Annotated in this window: 13 protein-coding genes; 1 reads left to right on the top strand and 12 read right to left on the bottom strand. The window is 64.0% G+C overall.

Annotated elements, in window-relative coordinates; genetic code table 11:
• Positions 1-87 precede the first annotated feature (87 nt).
• From AC3ENO_RS05725 to AC3ENO_RS05670, 12 genes are all read right to left on the bottom strand, one after another.
• On the bottom strand, positions 88-1,554 hold the full coding sequence (locus AC3ENO_RS05725) for an ApeA N-terminal domain 1-containing protein (protein ID WP_434969653.1): 1,467 nt from the start codon (positions 1,552-1,554) through the stop codon (positions 88-90).
• On the bottom strand, positions 1,551-2,339 hold the full coding sequence (locus AC3ENO_RS05720; RefSeq protein WP_434969652.1) for a TatD family hydrolase: 789 nt from the start codon (positions 2,337-2,339) through the stop codon (positions 1,551-1,553). The genes AC3ENO_RS05725 and AC3ENO_RS05720 overlap by 4 nt, the downstream gene beginning before the upstream one ends.
• Positions 2,339-3,637, bottom strand: coding sequence for a hypothetical protein (locus AC3ENO_RS05715; RefSeq protein ID WP_434969651.1), 1,299 nt, complete (start codon positions 3,635-3,637; stop codon positions 2,339-2,341). The genes AC3ENO_RS05720 and AC3ENO_RS05715 overlap by 1 nt, the downstream gene beginning before the upstream one ends.
• Positions 3,634-4,476 (bottom strand): hypothetical protein, encoded by an 843-nt coding sequence (locus AC3ENO_RS05710; protein ID WP_434969649.1) that lies wholly within the window; start codon positions 4,474-4,476, stop codon positions 3,634-3,636. Before AC3ENO_RS05710 ends, AC3ENO_RS05715 begins: the two co-directional genes overlap by 4 nt.
• Positions 4,466-6,349, bottom strand: a complete 1,884-nt coding sequence (locus tag AC3ENO_RS05705; protein WP_434969647.1) for a KAP family P-loop NTPase fold protein — start codon at positions 6,347-6,349, stop codon at positions 4,466-4,468. Before AC3ENO_RS05705 ends, AC3ENO_RS05710 begins: the two co-directional genes overlap by 11 nt.
• Positions 6,346-9,141: a restriction endonuclease gene (locus tag AC3ENO_RS05700; protein ID WP_434969646.1), complete on the bottom strand. Its 2,796-nt coding sequence runs from the start codon at positions 9,139-9,141 to the stop codon at positions 6,346-6,348. Before AC3ENO_RS05700 ends, AC3ENO_RS05705 begins: the two co-directional genes overlap by 4 nt.
• Positions 9,125-11,104 carry a site-specific DNA-methyltransferase gene (locus AC3ENO_RS05695; RefSeq protein ID WP_434969645.1) on the bottom strand — a complete coding sequence of 660 codons (1,980 nt, stop codon included), beginning with the start codon at positions 11,102-11,104 and terminating at the stop codon, positions 9,125-9,127. Before AC3ENO_RS05695 ends, AC3ENO_RS05700 begins: the two co-directional genes overlap by 17 nt.
• A 291-nt stretch (positions 11,105-11,395) precedes the next feature.
• Positions 11,396-12,511, bottom strand: a complete 1,116-nt coding sequence (locus AC3ENO_RS05690; protein WP_434969644.1) for an ImmA/IrrE family metallo-endopeptidase — start codon at positions 12,509-12,511, stop codon at positions 11,396-11,398.
• An 18-nt stretch (positions 12,512-12,529) separates the two neighbouring features.
• On the bottom strand, positions 12,530-13,159 hold the full coding sequence (locus AC3ENO_RS05685) for a hypothetical protein (RefSeq protein ID WP_434969643.1): 630 nt from the start codon (positions 13,157-13,159) through the stop codon (positions 12,530-12,532).
• Positions 13,160-13,264: 105 nt separating this feature from the next.
• Positions 13,265-13,531 (bottom strand): hypothetical protein, encoded by a 267-nt coding sequence (locus AC3ENO_RS05680; protein WP_434969642.1) that lies wholly within the window; start codon positions 13,529-13,531, stop codon positions 13,265-13,267.
• A gap of 193 nt (positions 13,532-13,724) precedes the next feature.
• Positions 13,725-14,174 (bottom strand): hypothetical protein, encoded by a 450-nt coding sequence (locus AC3ENO_RS05675; RefSeq protein WP_434969641.1) that lies wholly within the window; start codon positions 14,172-14,174, stop codon positions 13,725-13,727.
• 115 nt (positions 14,175-14,289) lie between these two features.
• Positions 14,290-14,679, bottom strand: coding sequence for a helix-turn-helix domain-containing protein (locus AC3ENO_RS05670; RefSeq protein ID WP_434969640.1), 390 nt, complete (start codon positions 14,677-14,679; stop codon positions 14,290-14,292).
• A gap of 567 nt (positions 14,680-15,246) precedes the next feature.
• On the opposite strand from AC3ENO_RS05670, the gene AC3ENO_RS05665 reads away from it, so the two are divergent.
• Positions 15,247-16,989 (top strand): recombinase family protein, encoded by a 1,743-nt coding sequence (locus AC3ENO_RS05665; RefSeq protein WP_434969639.1) that lies wholly within the window; start codon positions 15,247-15,249, stop codon positions 16,987-16,989.
• The last annotated feature ends 40 nt before the right edge of the window (positions 16,990-17,029 follow it).

Here is a 17,029-nt window from a genome sequence, read left to right as displayed (position 1 = left end):
CACTGTTTAGCACCGCGCGTATGTTCCTACCTTCGCCGGCGGACACGAATCCAACCGCGGGTCGAATCACGCGATAAGAAGTCGCCATCATGAACTCAACGATCCCTCTTTCTTGGATGCACGCTCCTGCGCGCCGAGCGGAGCACCAAGCAATCGGATGGCCTCAGAACGCACCGCCCGTTCGAGGACGTCGGCCACGATCGCAAGGTGCCGGGGTTCGAATGAGCCTGAGCCGTGCGACAGGGTGTTTCGGGCTCTCGTGAGAGCGGTCTGAAGCGGGAGCGTTCCTTTTCCGATGTATGCCTTGCGAACGGCCTTGATCAGTTCGGTCTTCGTGAGTTCCTCCGAGACCTCGTCCGGCAGTCGCTTCAGCAGATCTGCGAGCGCCGAGTCGAGGCCCTGCTGAGCCTCCCGACGGAGGTTCTTGTTGATAAATGTGAAGTCGGCCTTCTCGAGAAGCTGCTGGGCACGCGCAAGTATGCTCTCCCGCTTGAGGCCGTACTTCTCTTTGTCCGCATCATGCTTGGCGCGGTTCTCGAAGCCGTATGACCCCTCCAACGCTTGGAGCAGAAGTAGGAACCTCGAGCGGGGATGTTGGTCAGCAGCCGTTGCCATTGCACCGTAGGTCTCAAAGAGGGGATGCCTAGCCGTGATCTGTCGTTGCCAGGCATGCAGTAGGTCGAGCAAGCTCAGGTCGTCGTTCGCAAGGTTGACCGCCGAACGAATCTCCTCGACCGCAGCGCGGGTTGAGTTGACGGGCAGGTGGGTGATGTCCCAGCCGAACACCTGGTCGCGGTGCGAGCGCGGGGCGGCCTCATCGACCACCGCGAGAAGGTACCGAAGCTCACGGGGAGCACCCGTCAGGAGCGAGATGAGCTGGCGGAGAGGGCGCACCCACTCAAGCCACCAATCGACAGCTGTCATTGGCTCGTCTGAGTTGAGGCGTAGGACTGGGCCGAAGGCCATCCTGAATTCGTAGCCGTCGAGCGCCCGCACGCTGTAGTCGTAGCTGAAAGTCATCGACTGGCCGCCGACGCTCCAGGTGAACTTGGCATCCTTGTCGACGGTGGCTTCCCAGACTGGCTCGTCGCCAGCCTTCATCGGCATCTTGACGCGCGAGATCGGTGCGACCCCCGCGACCGATTCCAGCCCCTCGATCTGGAGCTCGATGGAGGCATACTTCCGGTGTTCCGCCGTGTCGAATGCGTCAAGTGACAGTGCTGCGAAGGCTCCCACGGCTCGCCCATTTCCGGGGAAGCTGTAGCTGAGTTCACCGTTCATCAGGGCCACATAGGCCCCGCTTGAGAGTCGGCCTGTGAGGAGGTCGAAGGCGTGGCGCTGTGGGAACGAGGCGACTCCTGTAGCTCCTTCGGACACCCACTCGATCGGCAGATCGCCGTAAAGGATCCCGGTTGGGTACTTCCCCTGCTCGACGGTCAGGAGTCCCGGGATCGCCAGGTGGCCACCTCTACGGTCGGGCACCTGCCAGGTGATGAGGTACTCGCCGGTCTCAAACGGCAGCTTGACTGCTGAGGTCTCCTTGGCTGGTTTCATCGCGGCGCTCCGTGCGCACGCGCGAAGGCGATCATCCGCCGAACAGCGGCAGGGAGAAGGCCGTCAACGTTCGTCTCACCCACAAGGCGGATCAGGTTCGCCCAGACCTGCCCGCGGACAGCTTGGACATCGAGACTGTAGATCCGCGACAGCGCCTGTTCGACGTCGTCGACGGAACCCGGCTGTCGCGGCGAAGTGGATGTGCGATCACCGGACGGATGGTCGGTCTCGGTAAGAATCCGCTCGAGCGGGATCAGCGAGACGTCAGCCGGGTACTTCATCCCTGCGGCGTTGATCGAGAACCAGCAGTCGAGTTCGATCGCCCGCAACGTCTCGGCCTCGTTGCCGCGCCACCAGTGGAGCACAGCACCCTTGATCGGCGTGCGCTCCAGCGCGCCCAGAACGCGGCCCGACGTACCTGAACTGTGGATAGAGGCGACGCGGGGGGTCCTCTGAAGCGCGCTAAGCACCGAGGCGAACACCTGCTCCTGATCCGCAATTGGCACCTTTGAGCGCCCGTCCAACCCGATCTCACTCACGAAGGCGGTCGACGCGAGCAATGAGCTAAACCTCGTTGCGTCGAAGTCCTGCTGCGCCTGCGCGACGCCTGGATGACAGCCGACGCCCCAGATTGTGACATGATCGCGACGAGCTCTGACGGACTCGTACTCGTCCAACGATCGAGTCGCCGCGAACACGACTGCGCCGAGCCGCTCGAGGTCGGCGGGGCGAGTCTTCGGGTTGATATGCGCATGCAGGTCGAGCGGGGGAAGCTGGGGTGCCATCAGAAGAGCCCCCGCAGTTCCTCAACTCCCCGCCGGGACAGCGCGAGCGCGTCCTGCGCGGCGTATCCCTCCGGCAGTGACATCGCCATCACGTCGCGTGGCCGGATGCCTCGGTCGACGAAGTCGCGGAGCGGCTCAACGATCGACTTCTGCCGGACGAACGTGCCGTACCTGCCACTCGCATCTTCGGAGAGATAGGTCGTGGCGTCTGGAATGCCGGCGGCGGTGAAAGCTGCTCGGCGGACGAGGCAGCCGAAGCAGACACCGCAGGAGGAACCAGCTGGCGCTCCGCTGTAGCGCCCATCGGTGTGCGAACAGGAGTTTGTGCTGCTGAGGTAGGCCGAGGCGGCGTCGATGCCAACGGCATCTGCCACACGGCGGAACATCTCGCCCTTCGTGAGCGTCTCGAAGGGGTTCTCGATAAGGCCATGACCGCCCACGCTCCGCATCAGCGCAGACAGTTCGCGCAAGAAGCGCGGATGGGTGGTGTGCGTCGACAGGCTGCCACGGCGATCGGGGCCGAGCGGCGGGTTGAGCGAGGCAAAGCCGTTCTCGGCAATCCAGAGCGTCGAGCCAGCGCGCTCAGCGACGGCAAGCCCGAGCGCAAGGAAGAGCAGTGAGCGCGAGCGCGTCGATGTCTCGCTGCGGAACGATGAGCCGTCAAGGCGCCTCGATCCACGATGGAGGTGGAACTGATGATGCACCTGCCGGATGCCGGGTACCAGCTCGCTAATCGCGCTGACGATGCCCTGTTGCACCGGGGAGATCGCGGTCGAGCTGTACTGAGACACCAGCGACTGGGAATGGTTCCCGCCCAGCTCAACTGCGGACAACAGTGCGCCAGCGGCCGAGTCAGCGCCCCCGCTCAGAAGCACCGTCCGGTCATGGTGCTGCTCCTCGATCGGCAGCCCGGTCGCCTCAGCCAAAGGAGCCTGAGTGAAACTGAATGCCCAGCTGTCACCCGAGAGGAAGCCGACCGTGCGGGACAGCTGCTCAGCATACGGCGCCCAGATTTCAGGATCGGTCACCTCAACGGTGAGGGCGAAGTCCCGTGCGTTCCAGCTCGAGCCTCCGGCCTCACGGTGCACTGATCGATCAGCGGCAAGAACACCGAGCGCAATCCGGACGAGGTCGACGTTTCGTGGGTTCACCACGCCGAGGCCGGCCAGGTGGGGATCGACACCGCCAGTGAAGGTGGTGCGGCCGTTGCGCGTCCAGAGGAAAACCTCGTCGAAGCCGCCTTCCTCAAGGCCGGCATCAGCAGCTGCCTCGGAGAGTGTGAGCAGCAGCCGGGTCATGACGTGACTCCGAAGATCTGCCCGATGTCGCGGATGCCATTCTGGATAGCCTGCGCCATTTGCTGCTCGGTCGCGCCTGCCGGGTTCAGGGTTGCCTGCGCCGCGTACTCCGCTGCCACATCACGGATTTGGCGCTCCAGGCTACGGCGCTTCTCGAAGCTGGCGTCCTTGGCGTAGATCGTCGCTGACACCTCGGTCAACGCGGTCTCCGCGATCGTTGTCTCGATCGACTTCCTGACGACATCCTCCGGCGTCGGCGGATGATCCGCAGGCTGCTCCAAGATCCACTCGACAACGGTCGCGACGATGTCGCGTTCCTCAGCATCCGCAACTGTGCTGTCGGCCTGGGACTCAAAGGTCGCCTCGATGATCTTGAGCCCGATAGCGACAGGGTTACCGAGCGACTGCAGCTCGTCGTAGTTGAGACCAGCCTCACGCAGGGCCTCCCGGTTGCCAGACGAGTAGGCAAGCGCAAGCCGCCCAGCTCGCCCAGCTGCCCGAGATACCCGACCGACAGAGCGGGTGGCGCCACCCGATGAACGGCCACCCCCTCCGCCTCGGGCACCGCCCCCGCCGCCGCCACCTGGGCCGTCGCTGCGCCCACCGCGTCCGCGCGAGTTGAGCAGGACGCGAAGCGCCGGCCCGAGGTCTACACGCGGTTGCGCCGGCGTTCCGGGACGCGGCGGATCAGAAGCGTGGTCGGCTCCGTCCGCGCCGCTCGTGTCAGCACCATCGGCGGCGCCTGGCCCACCTGCGGCATCAAGCCACGCCGCAATGTTGTCGCGCAGGTCGCCTGCGTCCTTGCCACCGCTGCCGCCGAATGAGCCGCTAGTTCCCATTGCCGCTCCACGCCGTCTCGACGATGCCCACAGATTGCTGGAGTTGCTGGTCGTCTGACCCGTCCCGCCAGGTATCAAGCACCGGCCGATAGACCGCCTGATCCAGCGGTCGAAGCTTGATGATCGTTGCCGGTTCGACGTGGGCGGCGGGAAGACTCTTCAGCGCCTCCACAACACTCGGCTGGGTACTGGGCTGCTGCGCCGCGAGGCGAAGCAGGCTCTCGACGGTGAACTTCTGCAGAGCGGGCTGATCGCGAGTTCGGCGTCCGAGATGGCCGACCAGGATCTGGGCGTCGCCCTCTGGAAGCAGCTTCAAGGTTTCGTCGGTGACGCCTGCACGGTCGAGCTTGAGGCTTGAGGTCAGGGCAACCGCGAGGTCGCGGAGACGCTCGGGTAGGCCGGTGTCGATGACCTCGATCTTGGCGAATGAGGCAGCAAGGTATAGGTACCCGGAGATGGCGGATGCATCAAGTACGGGCGGGAGTTTCGCCCAGCGGCGGAGAGTGTCGCTGAAGTCGTCATCACGAGCGGGCTCTGGCTCCGGCTCGGCAACGGCAGGCTTCTTTCTGGCGCCGCGCTCCTTCGGCGTCTCTTCCTCGGAGGTTTCAGACGCCGGTTCCTCAATCGTCTCTGCGCGACCGTTCGCAGCAACGTCGAGCGCGTCAAGCTTGTCGCGCAGCTGGTTCGACGCGAGCCAGCCGAGCACGGTTTCAAAGTCATCGGTGAGGATGCGCTCCAGCACCATGAGCTTGGCAACCTCATCCGGCTCCAGCTCGAATCCACGACGCCGGGCAACGGCCTGGCGTACATTCAGGTCGTTGAGGAACCTCTTGATGCGGCGCGGATTGCCGTGGAACTTCTCATAGAGGATTGGCGTCAGGCGTGTGGCCGTGACAAGGTGCTCCGCCAGCACACTGCCATCCTCGACCTCCAGGTCGTCGAGGCTGCCGCCGCCTATGCGCAGCTCGTCGCACTTCGTGACGAAGGACGCATATGCCGCCTCGTCTTCGCTCAGCTCGGCCTTCGCGAGAAGGAGGAAAAGATACGCCTCGGTGTCGAATCGGCTCAGCGCGGGAAGAGGGATGGTCGTCTGGACGATCTTGTGCAGATAGAGCTTGGCCGGATCCTCATCCTCGTTTTTCGGAGCCGCAGTCTTGAGCTTCTGCTGGATCGCCTCGGCGACGCGATCCTCATCGGCCGCGATGACGAAGGACATGCGCTTGGCCGAAAGGAACAGCCTGATCGCTTCAAGGGTCTCGACCACAGTGTCCGGCAGGCAGCGGTCGAGATCGTCGACGAGCACCACCACACGCGACAGGTGGGCCAGCGCGGGATCAGCCAACAACGTCTCGAACTCTTCGCGGAAGGCGGTCATGCCTTTCTCGCCGTCGAGGCTGTCAGGCTCGTCGCTCACCAGCCCGAAGACGTCATCGATGTTTGGCAGCTGCATGGTGATGGCGGTCTTCGCGGCCATCTTGACCGCCTTCGACCAGTTCACCTTGCGAACGAGCTTCTTGAAGGCTTCGAGGCCAGCCTTGCCAACCGGGTCTGACTCTTTGAACTCCTTGCTGAGTGCGCCGAGCACCTCAGCGATGAGGCTCTCCTTCGGGCCAACCGCCGGGTCGTAGAGCCACGGCTGCGTCGAGATGACGAGCACCTTGCGGTCGCCGCTCTTGGAGCGCTCCGTGATCTCGGACTTGATCAGTTCAAGGACGCTGGTCTTTCCGCTGCCCCAAGCACCAGACAGCCCGATTGCCACCGGGTCGAGCCCATCGTCGAAGATGGCGTCTGCGGCCGTCTCCGCCACAGCACGAAAGGCCAGCAGATCCTGGGTGGCGGGCTCATCTGACCAGAGCGGGTAGGAGGAGGTCATACTGCACCTCCATCGGCGCCGTTCACAACTTCGCCGATCAGCAGCCCGTGCGTGTCGGTCGTGTAGTTGTAGTCGACCGGCCCGATTGGTGCGGCTTCGAAGTGGTGCTCCGCGAAGCGGATGCGCATGGCCTCGTCCCAGTCAAGGTCGTCGAGGTTGCGGGTGTCCTTGGTCTCGCGGATGAGGTAGAGCCGCTGGGTGCCGTTCTCGTCGTAGACGATGGCCCAGTCCGGCGAGTATTCACCGACCGGCGTGCGCACGCGGAAGCGGCGCGGCAGCTTCGTAAACAGCTTGACGCGCTCGCGGTTATTCTCGAGCTGGGCGGCGAAGGCGCGCTCGACGTGGCTGTCGTAGTCGACGTGGTCGTAAAGGTTCACGCCGCCCTCGGGCGCAGCGATGACGCCGTTCTTCGGATCGGGGTTGCCGGGCAGAGGCTGCGGCGGGTTCTTGGATTCGACTTCGAGGAAGACGACCTCCGCGTCCCACCAGTCGGTTTCGTCGATGGGTTCGTAGCTGATACCGCGAACCATCTGCTCGATCGTTTCGATGCGGATGGCGTTTGCCACGATCCGCGCCCAGCGGTCAGGATCGTCGAGGACGTGCCGGGCGTAGTCGCGGTCGGGATAGTTCAGGATCTCGCGCACGATCCCGGCCAGGGTCGGTCGGGTGAGCTGGAGGGGGAACTTGCCGTACTGGAGCTGATCCTCGATGAGCTGCACGATGTCAGGCAGCCGCTGGCCCACGACGACGATGCGTTCGCCGCGCGACTCGGCCACCGCAGAATCTGCTGTGATGACGTGCCCCTCGTCGTCGTAGACGAGATCGGCGGACTGCACGACGTTGGCGCGGCGCTCGATGAACTCCAGGTCGGCCAGGTGCTCGGACGCCGCAACCACGATGCAGAGCGCTTCCGGCTCAACGGTGACGCGGTAGCGCGCCTTGTAGCGGATGCGCTTCCACAGCTCGGCGAACTCGGGGCTCTCGAACAGGGCAGGGCGTCGGCGGACGATGACCTCGTTGTCGGCATTGTCGACCTCGGGGCCAGCCTCGCCGGAGCCACCGCCAGAAGCGATGTACTCGGCATTCAGACCGTCGCGGAACTCCGTGAACGACTCGTCCACGATGAGGGTCAGCCGGTTGATCGCCGGGTCCATGACACGGTGACCGTTCTGGTCAACCGGCAAACGCAGACCACGGCCGATCTGCTGGCGACGCTCCAACTCCGAGCGGGTGTGTCGCAGGAAGCCGACCTGGAAGACGTTCGGGTTGTCCCAGCCCTCCTTGAGCGCAGAGTGAGAGAAGATGAACGCGCGCGGGTTGGCGCGATCGAGAATGAGTTCCTTGTTGGCGATGATCTCCTGGTACGCCCGCGCCTCCAGCTCGGCATCCGACGCTCGACCAGACGTGTCCTTCAGGATTCCCGTCTTGGTCGACGGGAAGTATGCGACCCGCAGTTCAGCCGGGTCGGGCATGTCGCTCTCGGGATAGCCGGCGCGCAGCCACTCCTCGCGGTACAGCTCGTCGAACATCGCAGGTAGTACCGCCTCGTCACCGGCATAGTCGGCCACACGTTCGACGAAGAACAGTGACAGCACCTTGACGCCACGGTTCATCGAGTCGATCTGCCCCTGACGGGCCAGGTGCGTTCGAATGGTGTGGCGGATCTGGTCACGCCAGACAGCCTCGGCATCGACGCCGGTCTCGGTTCCCGCCTGCACGACGAGGCCGTTCTCGAAGATCACCCGGTCTGGCTTGCGCTCGATGCTGTCGACAACCAGGCCGCGGTACTGCGGCAGACTGCCGGACTCCTCGAACAGATCGGTGCCGTTCTGCAGCACCACCGGCACCCGCTTACCACCGGCCTTGTCGATTACGGCCTCTGCCATCAGGCGCTTGCGGACGCTCCGAAGCTTGTCGAGACGGACGTAGGGCTTGCCGTCCTCGCCCGCGACGATGCCCTTGACTGACACCCGCTTGACCAGGCCCGCCTCGGCGGCCTGCTTCGGGCCAAGCCGATGCACGAGGTTGAACGGCTCCTTGTGGGTTGCGCTGTAGCGCAGCGCAACCAGCGGGTTCAGGGTGGCAATCGCCTGTCGGCGCAGCGGCGTCGCCATGTTCTGCGGCTCATCGATCAGGACGACCGGGCGGGCCTTGGCGATCTGCTGCACGCCGCTGAGCGAGTCACCCCACAGCTGGGGCTGCTCCGCACTGGCGTAGAGCGTGTTCGTGTCCGGCTTGTCGAGCGCCTGCACGCTGGCGACCAGGAACTGCACCGTGCCCGACGGCTCGGTGAAGTCGTTCAGCGCCGAGTTCTCGCCCAGCACACCCCACTTGTACGGGACGCCGGGGTACTTCAGCCGGAAGTGCTCTTCGGTCTGCTCGAACGTCTTGACCACACCCGCACGGATCGCGATCGAGTGAACCAGGATCACGAACTTCCGCAGCCCATACAGCTCCGCCAGACGCAGCGCAGTCGAGATATAGACATACGTCTTGCCCGTGCCGGTCTCCATCTCGACGGAGAAGTTCGGGAACTCGCGGTCGGTGCCCTCGAGATCTGTCTCCGCAAGCAGCTCCAGCTGCGTCTGCGGTTCGACAGCCTCGCGGGAGGTGATCGTCCTCAGGTTGTCGGTAAGAACGGAGTGTTCCAGCGTGAAGCCCGCGTGACCCTCCGCGCCAGGCGCCTGCCCAGCAAGCGCATAGCGCGGCGGCACCAGGGCACCCTCAAACAGGTCGACCACCGCAGAAACGGCGGCCGACTGGTGCGGCTGATCGTCAAAGCGAAACTTCACGAGGCACCCGCTCCAGAAGAATCAGCTTTGACTGCAACCGCGGCGCCAATGTCAGCGTCACCGAGTCCTCGACCTGGTCGCCACGAAGAATCAGGGTGTCGTCATCACTCAGGCCCAGCGCATCGGCCGTCGCCAGCGAGAACGCGTCGAGCGAGATCAAGAGGCGACCCGACGTGCTCTTGCCGTCGGCGGGAGTGAACTCGTAGACCGTCACACCGTCAACTTCGTGCGTCGTCACGCGCGCATCGAGCTTCGTACCCGTGGCCTTGAGCGCCACCTCCCATGCCACGTCGAGCGGCTTCGCACCATCAACCACCGGAGCGCCCGCCGTGTGGTCGAGCACCTGCGTCAGGTAGCTCTGCCCGGTCATCTCCGGCAGCGCGAAGAGCGGCTTCTCGATGACGAGGTTCGTCGGACGCGTGCGGAAGATCCGGAAGCCGAGCTGGGGAGCATCGAGCGTCTCCTGTTGCAGGGAAGCCGCCGCACGACGCAGTCGCTCGGCCGTCACCTCGAAGATCGTCTCGTACCCGGCGGCGAGCGCGTTCTTACCCGACTCCTCGGACGCATCAGGCTTCTCCGGCACCTGCACCAGAATCCAGTGCCGCGTCTTGCCATCCCTCGGGTTCTGCTCCCACACCGCCTGGCCGGTCGAGCCAGAGCCTGCGAAGAAGTCGAGGATCAGGTCGCCGTCGTCAGTGATGGCGTGGAAGAGGCGGGCCAGTATCTCTGTGTCTTTCGGGTAATCGAAGACGGTGGCGCCCATGAGACTGTCGAGCGCCTTCGAGGCTGCCCGGCGATCCTTGTAGAAAACAGACCCCGGCGCCCACTCCTCGTGCTCGTGCAGATATGACTTGATCTTCAGGCGTTGGTCGACGCTCTCCGGGTAGTAGATGCGGCCGTCAGCATCAAGCTGCTCCATGCGTTCGCGGCTGTAGGCCCAACCGTTCTGATGAGGCTTGTAGCCCTTGAAGTCGTAGACGAGATTGGGGCGCGGGTTGGGACTACGCAAGTTATCGGGGAAATAGACCCCTCGCTCGTCGACGTAGTTGAAGTGCTCGTGCGCCTTGGAAGCATGCTCGTCCGGGAGTGCACGGAACCAGGCGAGCAATCCACTATGGATTGCAGAGAAGTCCTTTCCATGACTACCACGAAGCTCTTCGACCTTGGCGTAGATCTCGTCCAGTCCGGCCTTCCGTTCACGCCAGCGTGCGTCCTGTTCACGCAGATAAGCGTGGTCGCGTGCATAGGCCACCACGTAGTCGTGACCAACCGAAATCTGCCGAGCGTCGTTCTTGCGACCGCCGTTCCACACGAAACTGCCGACGAAGTTCTCTGCGCCGAACACCGCGTCGAGTAGAAGCCGCAGGTGGTGCACCTCGTTGTCGTCAATGGAAACGAGGATCACACCGTCACGGCGCAACAGGTGACGAGCCAGCGCGAGGCGCGGGAACATCATGGTCAGCCACGGCGCATGCTTGCGGCCGCCGGTCTCGATCCGGCTGGTCGTGGCGTTGCCCTGGTCGTCGACCTGGCCGGTCTCCTCGAGGTACTGCCGCTCGGGCACCGCGAAGTCGTCGTTGTAGGTGAACGTGTCTCCCGTGTTGTAAGGCGGGTCGATGTAGATCAGCTTGACGGCGCGTGAGTAGCCATTCTTCAGGAGCTTGAGCACCTGCAGGTTGTCGCCCTCGATCAGGACGTCACGAGCATCCGGCCAGTGCACGGAGGCATCCTCATCGGGAACGAGCGTTGCCGTGGTCGGGACGCGCGCGTCCTGGCGTGCTCGCTCGATACCAGGCCAGCTGAAGGAGAAGGCAGGCTTGACCTCGCCGTCAAGGCCAAGCGCCCCGAGCAACGCATTACGATCAAGTTCCCCATCGAGGAAGGCACTGGGCACCAGGTCGCGGAGCTGGGCGAGCAACTCTTCGTGAGCGTCCCGGGTCTCGTCCGGCACCGACGGGGTCATCGGGCGACCTCCTGGCGATGGGCGTCACGGTTACACGTTGTGCTGCTGGGGCCGTGCGACCACCTGGTGCTGAACGTTGTCATGCTGTGCTGGTTCTCCTCCGCGCTGAGGCGCGTCTTAAGTTGTGCTCTCGGGGCGTGTCCTACGCTACCGACGACCACTGACACTGCTAGGGTGCCGCGCCGGAGGCGGTGCCGAGAGGGGTCTCGCGACGGGGAGCCTGACCGGCTCGACCGAACGTTGCGATCTGTCCTGATTATCTCACGATCAGGACTTTTCGTGAAGATCGACTTACACCACTCGAAGGTTGGCTCGGCTCGGAGTTCGCAGCTGCGCTTCGCCTTCGATAGCAAAGGTGACTAGACCAAGCATGAGGTCGCGAACGTCTTGACCACGCACGTCGAGTGCGCGCGCGATATCAATGAAGCTCTTACCCTGAGAGCGCATGTCTGTCATCACTTGTGTGAGCAGGCTGGAGCTTTCCGCGAGCAGGTCTGAGCCCGGCTCGCCGCGCCGGAAGCCCGCGCTAGAGAGCTGTCTCGCCAACGTGCTGTAGGTCCAGTCCGAGATCACACCCAGCCTGTGTGCACGCAGGTTGAGCGCCATCGCGCTGACGCGCCACCGCCGCTTGAGTACCAGGATGTCTTCGAGCATGAGGTTGCCCCTAATCGAGCCGAGGACGTCAGCGCGCGGCATCAGGAAGGCTGAAGCGAAGTCGTTTGCGGCCTGCTCCTTCTCCTTGCCAGGCTCAACGTGTAGTGAACCACCGTGCATGACCAGGTGCCCCAACTCGTGGGCGAGGTCGAAGCGCAGGCGCTCGGCAGACTTATGCACGTTGAGGAAAATCACCGGCGTCGCCCTGTGCCGGAACGAGAACGCATCGACCGCCTGAAGCGGCCCGCCGGCTGAGTAGACCTTGGCACCCTTGGACTCGAGAAGCTGCAGCAGGTTCTTGATCGGCGCCGCGCCAAGCCCCCATGCACCGCGCAGTGCCTCCGCGGCCTGCTCGGCTGGGAGCACCTCGTCAGCATCGAGCAGATCCTGGAGCTCCGGCACCGCCGGAGCGGGGGCTTGGTAGGTCGCTTCGATCCAGTCCGAGAGTTCGATGGCTAGCGCAGAGAGCGACCGCGCGGTCTGCTCATCCTTCTTCGCCAGCCGAGACGTAGCCCGGAAGTGGAAGGCGTCCGTGGGCGGCAGCGCAGTGACGGGGCGGTAGAAGAAATCGACTGGGAAGTCCAGGGCCCGCGCGAACTCGCGGATCAGCTCAGGGCTAGGAGTTCGTTTCAGGTTCTCCGTCTGAGAGATCCACGGCGCGGTGACCCCGACCTCAGCCGCGAGAGCGGTGGCCGTCACCTGTCGAATGGCGCGCGCCATCTCCACGCGCGCGGGAACGAAGGTATTGCTCATCGGGTCAAACCCTTCGTCTTAGCGTCGGGCGATCTTGAACGAGAAGTCGTCCTCGTCGTTGCCCTCTTCGAAGCTGAATGCACCAAGCGCCAGGTCGAAGGCAGGGAAGATGATCCGTTCCGACCAGCTGTTCACGAAACTGCCGAGCCGTCCAACAGGCCGCGACAGCTCCAGGTGCACGAGGCCGTCGCGCTCGTCGTAAAGGAGGATACGGACGTCGTCGACGTCAACTTCACCCTCGTCGGTCGGCTGGCCAAACATCGCGACCGCGCCGTTCTCGTCCACACGGCGGGCGAAAGCGGATCCCTTGGGGTTCTTGGTGGTCGGGCTACCGTAGGTGACGCCAGTAAAGGCGTTGCCGCTGCTGACGATGAGCCCGAGGTTGAGCTCAGGTTGCAGGAAGTAGGGAAGATTCTCGGGGTCGAACCGCCGCCACCCAAGCTGCAGGAGCATCAGCCCCTCGTGCACCGTTTCGATGGTGCGCGCCCAGCGCGTGAACTCGGGAGCAGACTTCGGTGCAGCCGGGCTGAAGGTGCGGCTCTCCGCCGCCGCGACAGACACCGCACGCTCGAACACAGTCGCCTCGAGCCGCATGGGCGCGAGCAGGCCTGCCAATGCCTCGCGGGTCTTCGGGGTGTGGATTGCCATCAGGAGTCCCTTCTCGCGGCTGAGCCGACACCTCACCGTAGCAGACTGAGTAAAAGAACAGACACATGAAGTTAGGGTGTGTCGCAGGGAAGGCCTTCTCGGTCCTCAGACCCCGAGCACCGCTCGCCGCACCCGCATAGGCCACGGCGCCAGCGTTGCCATCCGGTACCTCAGCCACAGGTCGACGAGCGCTGCCTGGTCAGTCACGATCTGCACAGCCTGCCGCGTCGTCTGATCCCACGTATGACGCGGCCGGAGCCCGGCACCGTCGAGGTACGCGGCGATCGTCGCTCCGGCGTAGGGCCGGAGGGCGAGTGCTTCGGAGAGCTCACCGCGCACGTCGATCAGGTGTTCCCGGAGTGTGTGCTGCATCCAGTGTGGCCAGCGATGCGCCGTGGAGTCGTCTTCCAGTTGGGCGATGATGACGTACGGATCACGGCGGCAGTCGTCACACGGACGGTCTCCGCGAACATCGGACGACGAGCCTGATGGGCTGCGCTGTCACGCCACGACTGCAGCGCCCGGTTCAGCTTCTCGTCCCAGGATGGATAGGGCTCGCCGTTCATCAGTAGGCAGACGTCGCGATGTAGTTCGGTTCCAGCGCCACCGTCTTCGGCAGCGTGCCCGGGTCGAAGCGCCGGCTCAGCTCGATCCGCTCCTCCAGTTCCGGCGTCAGCCACGAGTGCACCTCCAGCGGATACCCCATCCAGAACAGTCGCTTCACGACGGGCTTGTACCAGCAAGCCACCCGGGTCTGTCCCTCGAAGATGGTGAACTCGGCATGCAGTGACCGGGCATGCGACGTCGACCCGATGACCCGAATCGGGCCGATGACCCGAATCGGGTGCGCCAGGTCGATGCAGAAGTCCGAGATGAAGGTGCATGACGAGGTGTGCCCACCAACAGAAACGACCCGAGTCGAGATACTCGGGTCGTTATCGAAGATGGCGGTACTCGCCGCAATGGAGTTCTTGCCATAGTCGGCAAGGCGGAGGTAGTGGAGGCGTTTCGGCATAGCGGAGGCTCCTTTCCGGGAGGGCAGGGACGAGGAACATACCGTCCTCCCCCGGGCCAAGCCCAGTCCGGCAGTAGCGACCCCAAAGCGCCCGTAGGAGCCCCATCCGGCGGCCTCAGCCGGAGTACCCCCGGTGCGTGTTCTCCTTGATGAACGCCATCAAAGAATCACGTGCGATGTACTTCCGACTGCCGATCTTCGTGTGCTCAATATCCCCACGGTTCGTCAGCTCGTAGACAGCCGAGTAGGGAATCCCCAGCGCCTTGCCCGCGTCCTTGAGAGACAGTAGCATCGGCCCGGACTCCGAGAGCAGGTTCGGTCGGATCACTGTCGTCTGCTCAGCTTCGACCACCTCGACTTCCGATGCCACGTCTTTCCAGGAGCCGAAGTACCCGTACGGGCGGTTGAACTCTTCCTGCACCTTCTTCGCCGCGTCCTCTTCGTCCGTGGCACGCACCCACCGCTCGGCGACCTGCACGCGTGTCACCACGACCTTGTATCTCATGTACGTCTCCTGCTTCTGCACCTGCCGGGTGCGTGGCTTCTTCGATGATCTCCCAGACCCCGTGCGCTGAACACGACGCATCGCCCGCACTGTCGCTCCGACATGCTCGTCGTCGACGACAGCGGCACCAGGTTGCTGCGGTGCTGGAGCAGGTGACGCTGGAGCTTCATCCTCTTGAAAGCGAAGATGCGCAAGCAAAGAAAAACCGCCGATCACAGGGGTCGATACGGCGGAATTTCTTGGAGGGCCCAGTGGGGCTCGAACCCACGACACCCTGCTTAAAAGCCAGATTTGTACCACTTTGGTGGACATGCCTACCCCTGTTATCACAGCACTTCGCACACGTTCACGTTGCCTCACATTGGGTTCCGTTGCCGTCAATTACTGCCGTCAAACCGTCCTGCCGAATATCCATCAAAGCGAGCGCATTTTCACGTCAGCGAATCGGCAGGGAGTCATACGTCAAGCCTGCAACGCTGCTCTCATGAACAAGCTCCGCAAGGCATCGTTCCCGCTGTCTCTGCTGCCCGCCACACCGCTCATGCCCGAGAAGAAGGAGCCGCGTCCATGACGCTCTACGACGAGACCCCACCCATCCCGCATCCCGACCAGCTCAGCTTCGAGACGATCGACGTCGGCACCGGGCAGCCCGTGGACGACATCCCAACTGGCAAACGGGCAGTGATCTATCTGCGCGTCTCCACTCCGAGCCAGGTCAACACCGACTACGACCCGGAAGGTATCTCCCTTCCAGCGCAGCGCAAGGCCTGCTACCGCAAGGCCGACCAGCTCGGAATCACCATCATCGACGAGTACATCGAGCCTGGCCGCTCCGCCCGGGAGATGACCAAGCGACTGGCGTTCCAGCAGATGCTGGAGCGCATCCGCACCGAGCGGGACGTCGACTACGTCATCATCTACAAGCTCTCACGCATGGCCAGGAACCGCTTCGACGATGCCATCGTCGGTGCCGAACTCAAGAAGCGCGGAGTCACCCTCATCTCCGCCACCGAGTCCATCGACGAGACCCCGGTCGGGCAGCTCATGCACGGCATCCTCGCCGCGTTCAGCGAGTTCCGCTCCGCCGAAGAGGGAGCCGACATCGCCTACAAGATGGGCGAGAAGGCCAAGAAGGGCGGCACGCTCGGCAAAGCACCCATCGGGTACATCAACACCATCGACCGCATCGACGGCCGCGAGATCCGCGCTGTCGCCATCGACGACGAGCGTGCGCCACTCGTCCGGCTCGCATTCGAGATGTACGCCGCAGGCGAGGCGACCCTCGAAGACATCCAGAACGAACTCACCGACCGAGGACTGCGCACCCGCCCCACCCAGCGCCGCCCCGCCGGCCCGATCTCCGTCTCCAAGATCCACCAGATGCTCCAAGACCCGTACTACGTCGGCATCGTCACGTACAAAGGCGAGGAATACCCCGGCCGGCACGAGCCGCTCATCGACCGGGAGCTGTTCGACCAGGTGCAAGACCTCCTCGCCTCGCGGGGCAGGGCAGGCGAACGCCGCCGCGTGGTGCACCACTACCTCAAGGGCACCCTGTGGTGCGGCGCCTGCTGGCGACGCGACAGGTCCATCCGCCGCATGATCGTGCGCCGCACCATCTCCCGCAGCGGCGAGGAGTACTTGTACTTCTTCTGCCGCGGCACCCAGGACGGGTTCTGCGACGCCAAGTACTCCAACGTCCACCGCATCGAACGCGCCGTCGAGGAGCACTACCGCACCGTCCAGTTCAGCCCCGACTTCCTCCAGGCCATGCGCAAGACCCTCGACGACGCCCTCGCCGAGCAAGAAGCCTCACAACGCGCCCTGAAGGAACAGCTCGAAGGGCAGCTGGAGCGCCTGGACGCCCAGGAAAGCAACCTCCTGGAGCTGGTCGTCGACGACACCATCCCGAAGGAGAAGATCCGCGCCAAGCTCCGCGAGATCGGCGCTGAACGCGAACGCCTCACCGCCCAGCTCCAGGCCACCGTCGACACGCTCAAGGACGCGGTCGAGTTCATCGAGACCAACCTGCGCCTGCTCGAAGACCCCTACGAGCTGTACATGAACGCCAGCGACGAAGTCCGCCGCCGCCTCAACCAGGCCATCTTCAAGCACATCTTCATCGACCATGACGAGATCATCGATCACGACCTCGAAGACCCGCTCGGAGACCTCTTCACCGTCCAGACGATCTACCACGCCAGCACCATCGGAGCACCGCCTGGCCGCCTGCACGACCTCGCCCAGGCCTCCTGGGCCAAGGGGTTAGCGGCAGAAAAGAGTGGATGCGATAGCGGTTCTGGCGCGTGATTCCGCGGTGATGGGGGGACCGTTATGGTCGACGACTCTT

Source organism: Microbacterium sp. bgisy207 (assembly GCF_057706855.1).
This window is presented reverse-complemented; position numbering and strand designations above follow the sequence as displayed.

Excerpts from the sequence above, each read along its gene's own strand:
- AC3ENO_RS05695 (WP_434969645.1), bottom strand. The coding sequence starts at position 11,104 with ATGACCCCGTCGGTGCCGGACGAGACCCGGGACGCTCACGAAGAGTTG.
- AC3ENO_RS05710 (WP_434969649.1), bottom strand. The coding sequence starts at position 4,476 with ATGGGAACTAGCGGCTCATTCGGCGGCAGCGGTGGCAAGGACGCAGGC.
- AC3ENO_RS05725 (WP_434969653.1), bottom strand. The coding sequence starts at position 1,554 with ATGAAACCAGCCAAGGAGACCTCAGCAGTCAAGCTGCCGTTTGAGACC.
- AC3ENO_RS05680 (WP_434969642.1), bottom strand. The coding sequence starts at position 13,531 with ATGCAGCACACACTCCGGGAACACCTGATCGACGTGCGCGGTGAGCTC.
- AC3ENO_RS05685 (WP_434969643.1), bottom strand. The coding sequence starts at position 13,159 with ATGGCAATCCACACCCCGAAGACCCGCGAGGCATTGGCAGGCCTGCTC.
- AC3ENO_RS05690 (WP_434969644.1), bottom strand. The coding sequence starts at position 12,511 with ATGAGCAATACCTTCGTTCCCGCGCGCGTGGAGATGGCGCGCGCCATT.
- AC3ENO_RS05705 (WP_434969647.1), bottom strand. The coding sequence starts at position 6,349 with ATGACCTCCTCCTACCCGCTCTGGTCAGATGAGCCCGCCACCCAGGAT.
- AC3ENO_RS05670 (WP_434969640.1), bottom strand. The coding sequence starts at position 14,679 with ATGAGATACAAGGTCGTGGTGACACGCGTGCAGGTCGCCGAGCGGTGG.
- AC3ENO_RS05720 (WP_434969652.1), bottom strand. The coding sequence starts at position 2,339 with ATGGCACCCCAGCTTCCCCCGCTCGACCTGCATGCGCATATCAACCCG.
- AC3ENO_RS05665 (WP_434969639.1), top strand. The coding sequence starts at position 15,247 with ATGACGCTCTACGACGAGACCCCACCCATCCCGCATCCCGACCAGCTC.
- AC3ENO_RS05715 (WP_434969651.1), bottom strand. The coding sequence starts at position 3,637 with ATGACCCGGCTGCTGCTCACACTCTCCGAGGCAGCTGCTGATGCCGGC.
- AC3ENO_RS05675 (WP_434969641.1), bottom strand. The coding sequence starts at position 14,174 with ATGCCGAAACGCCTCCACTACCTCCGCCTTGCCGACTATGGCAAGAAC.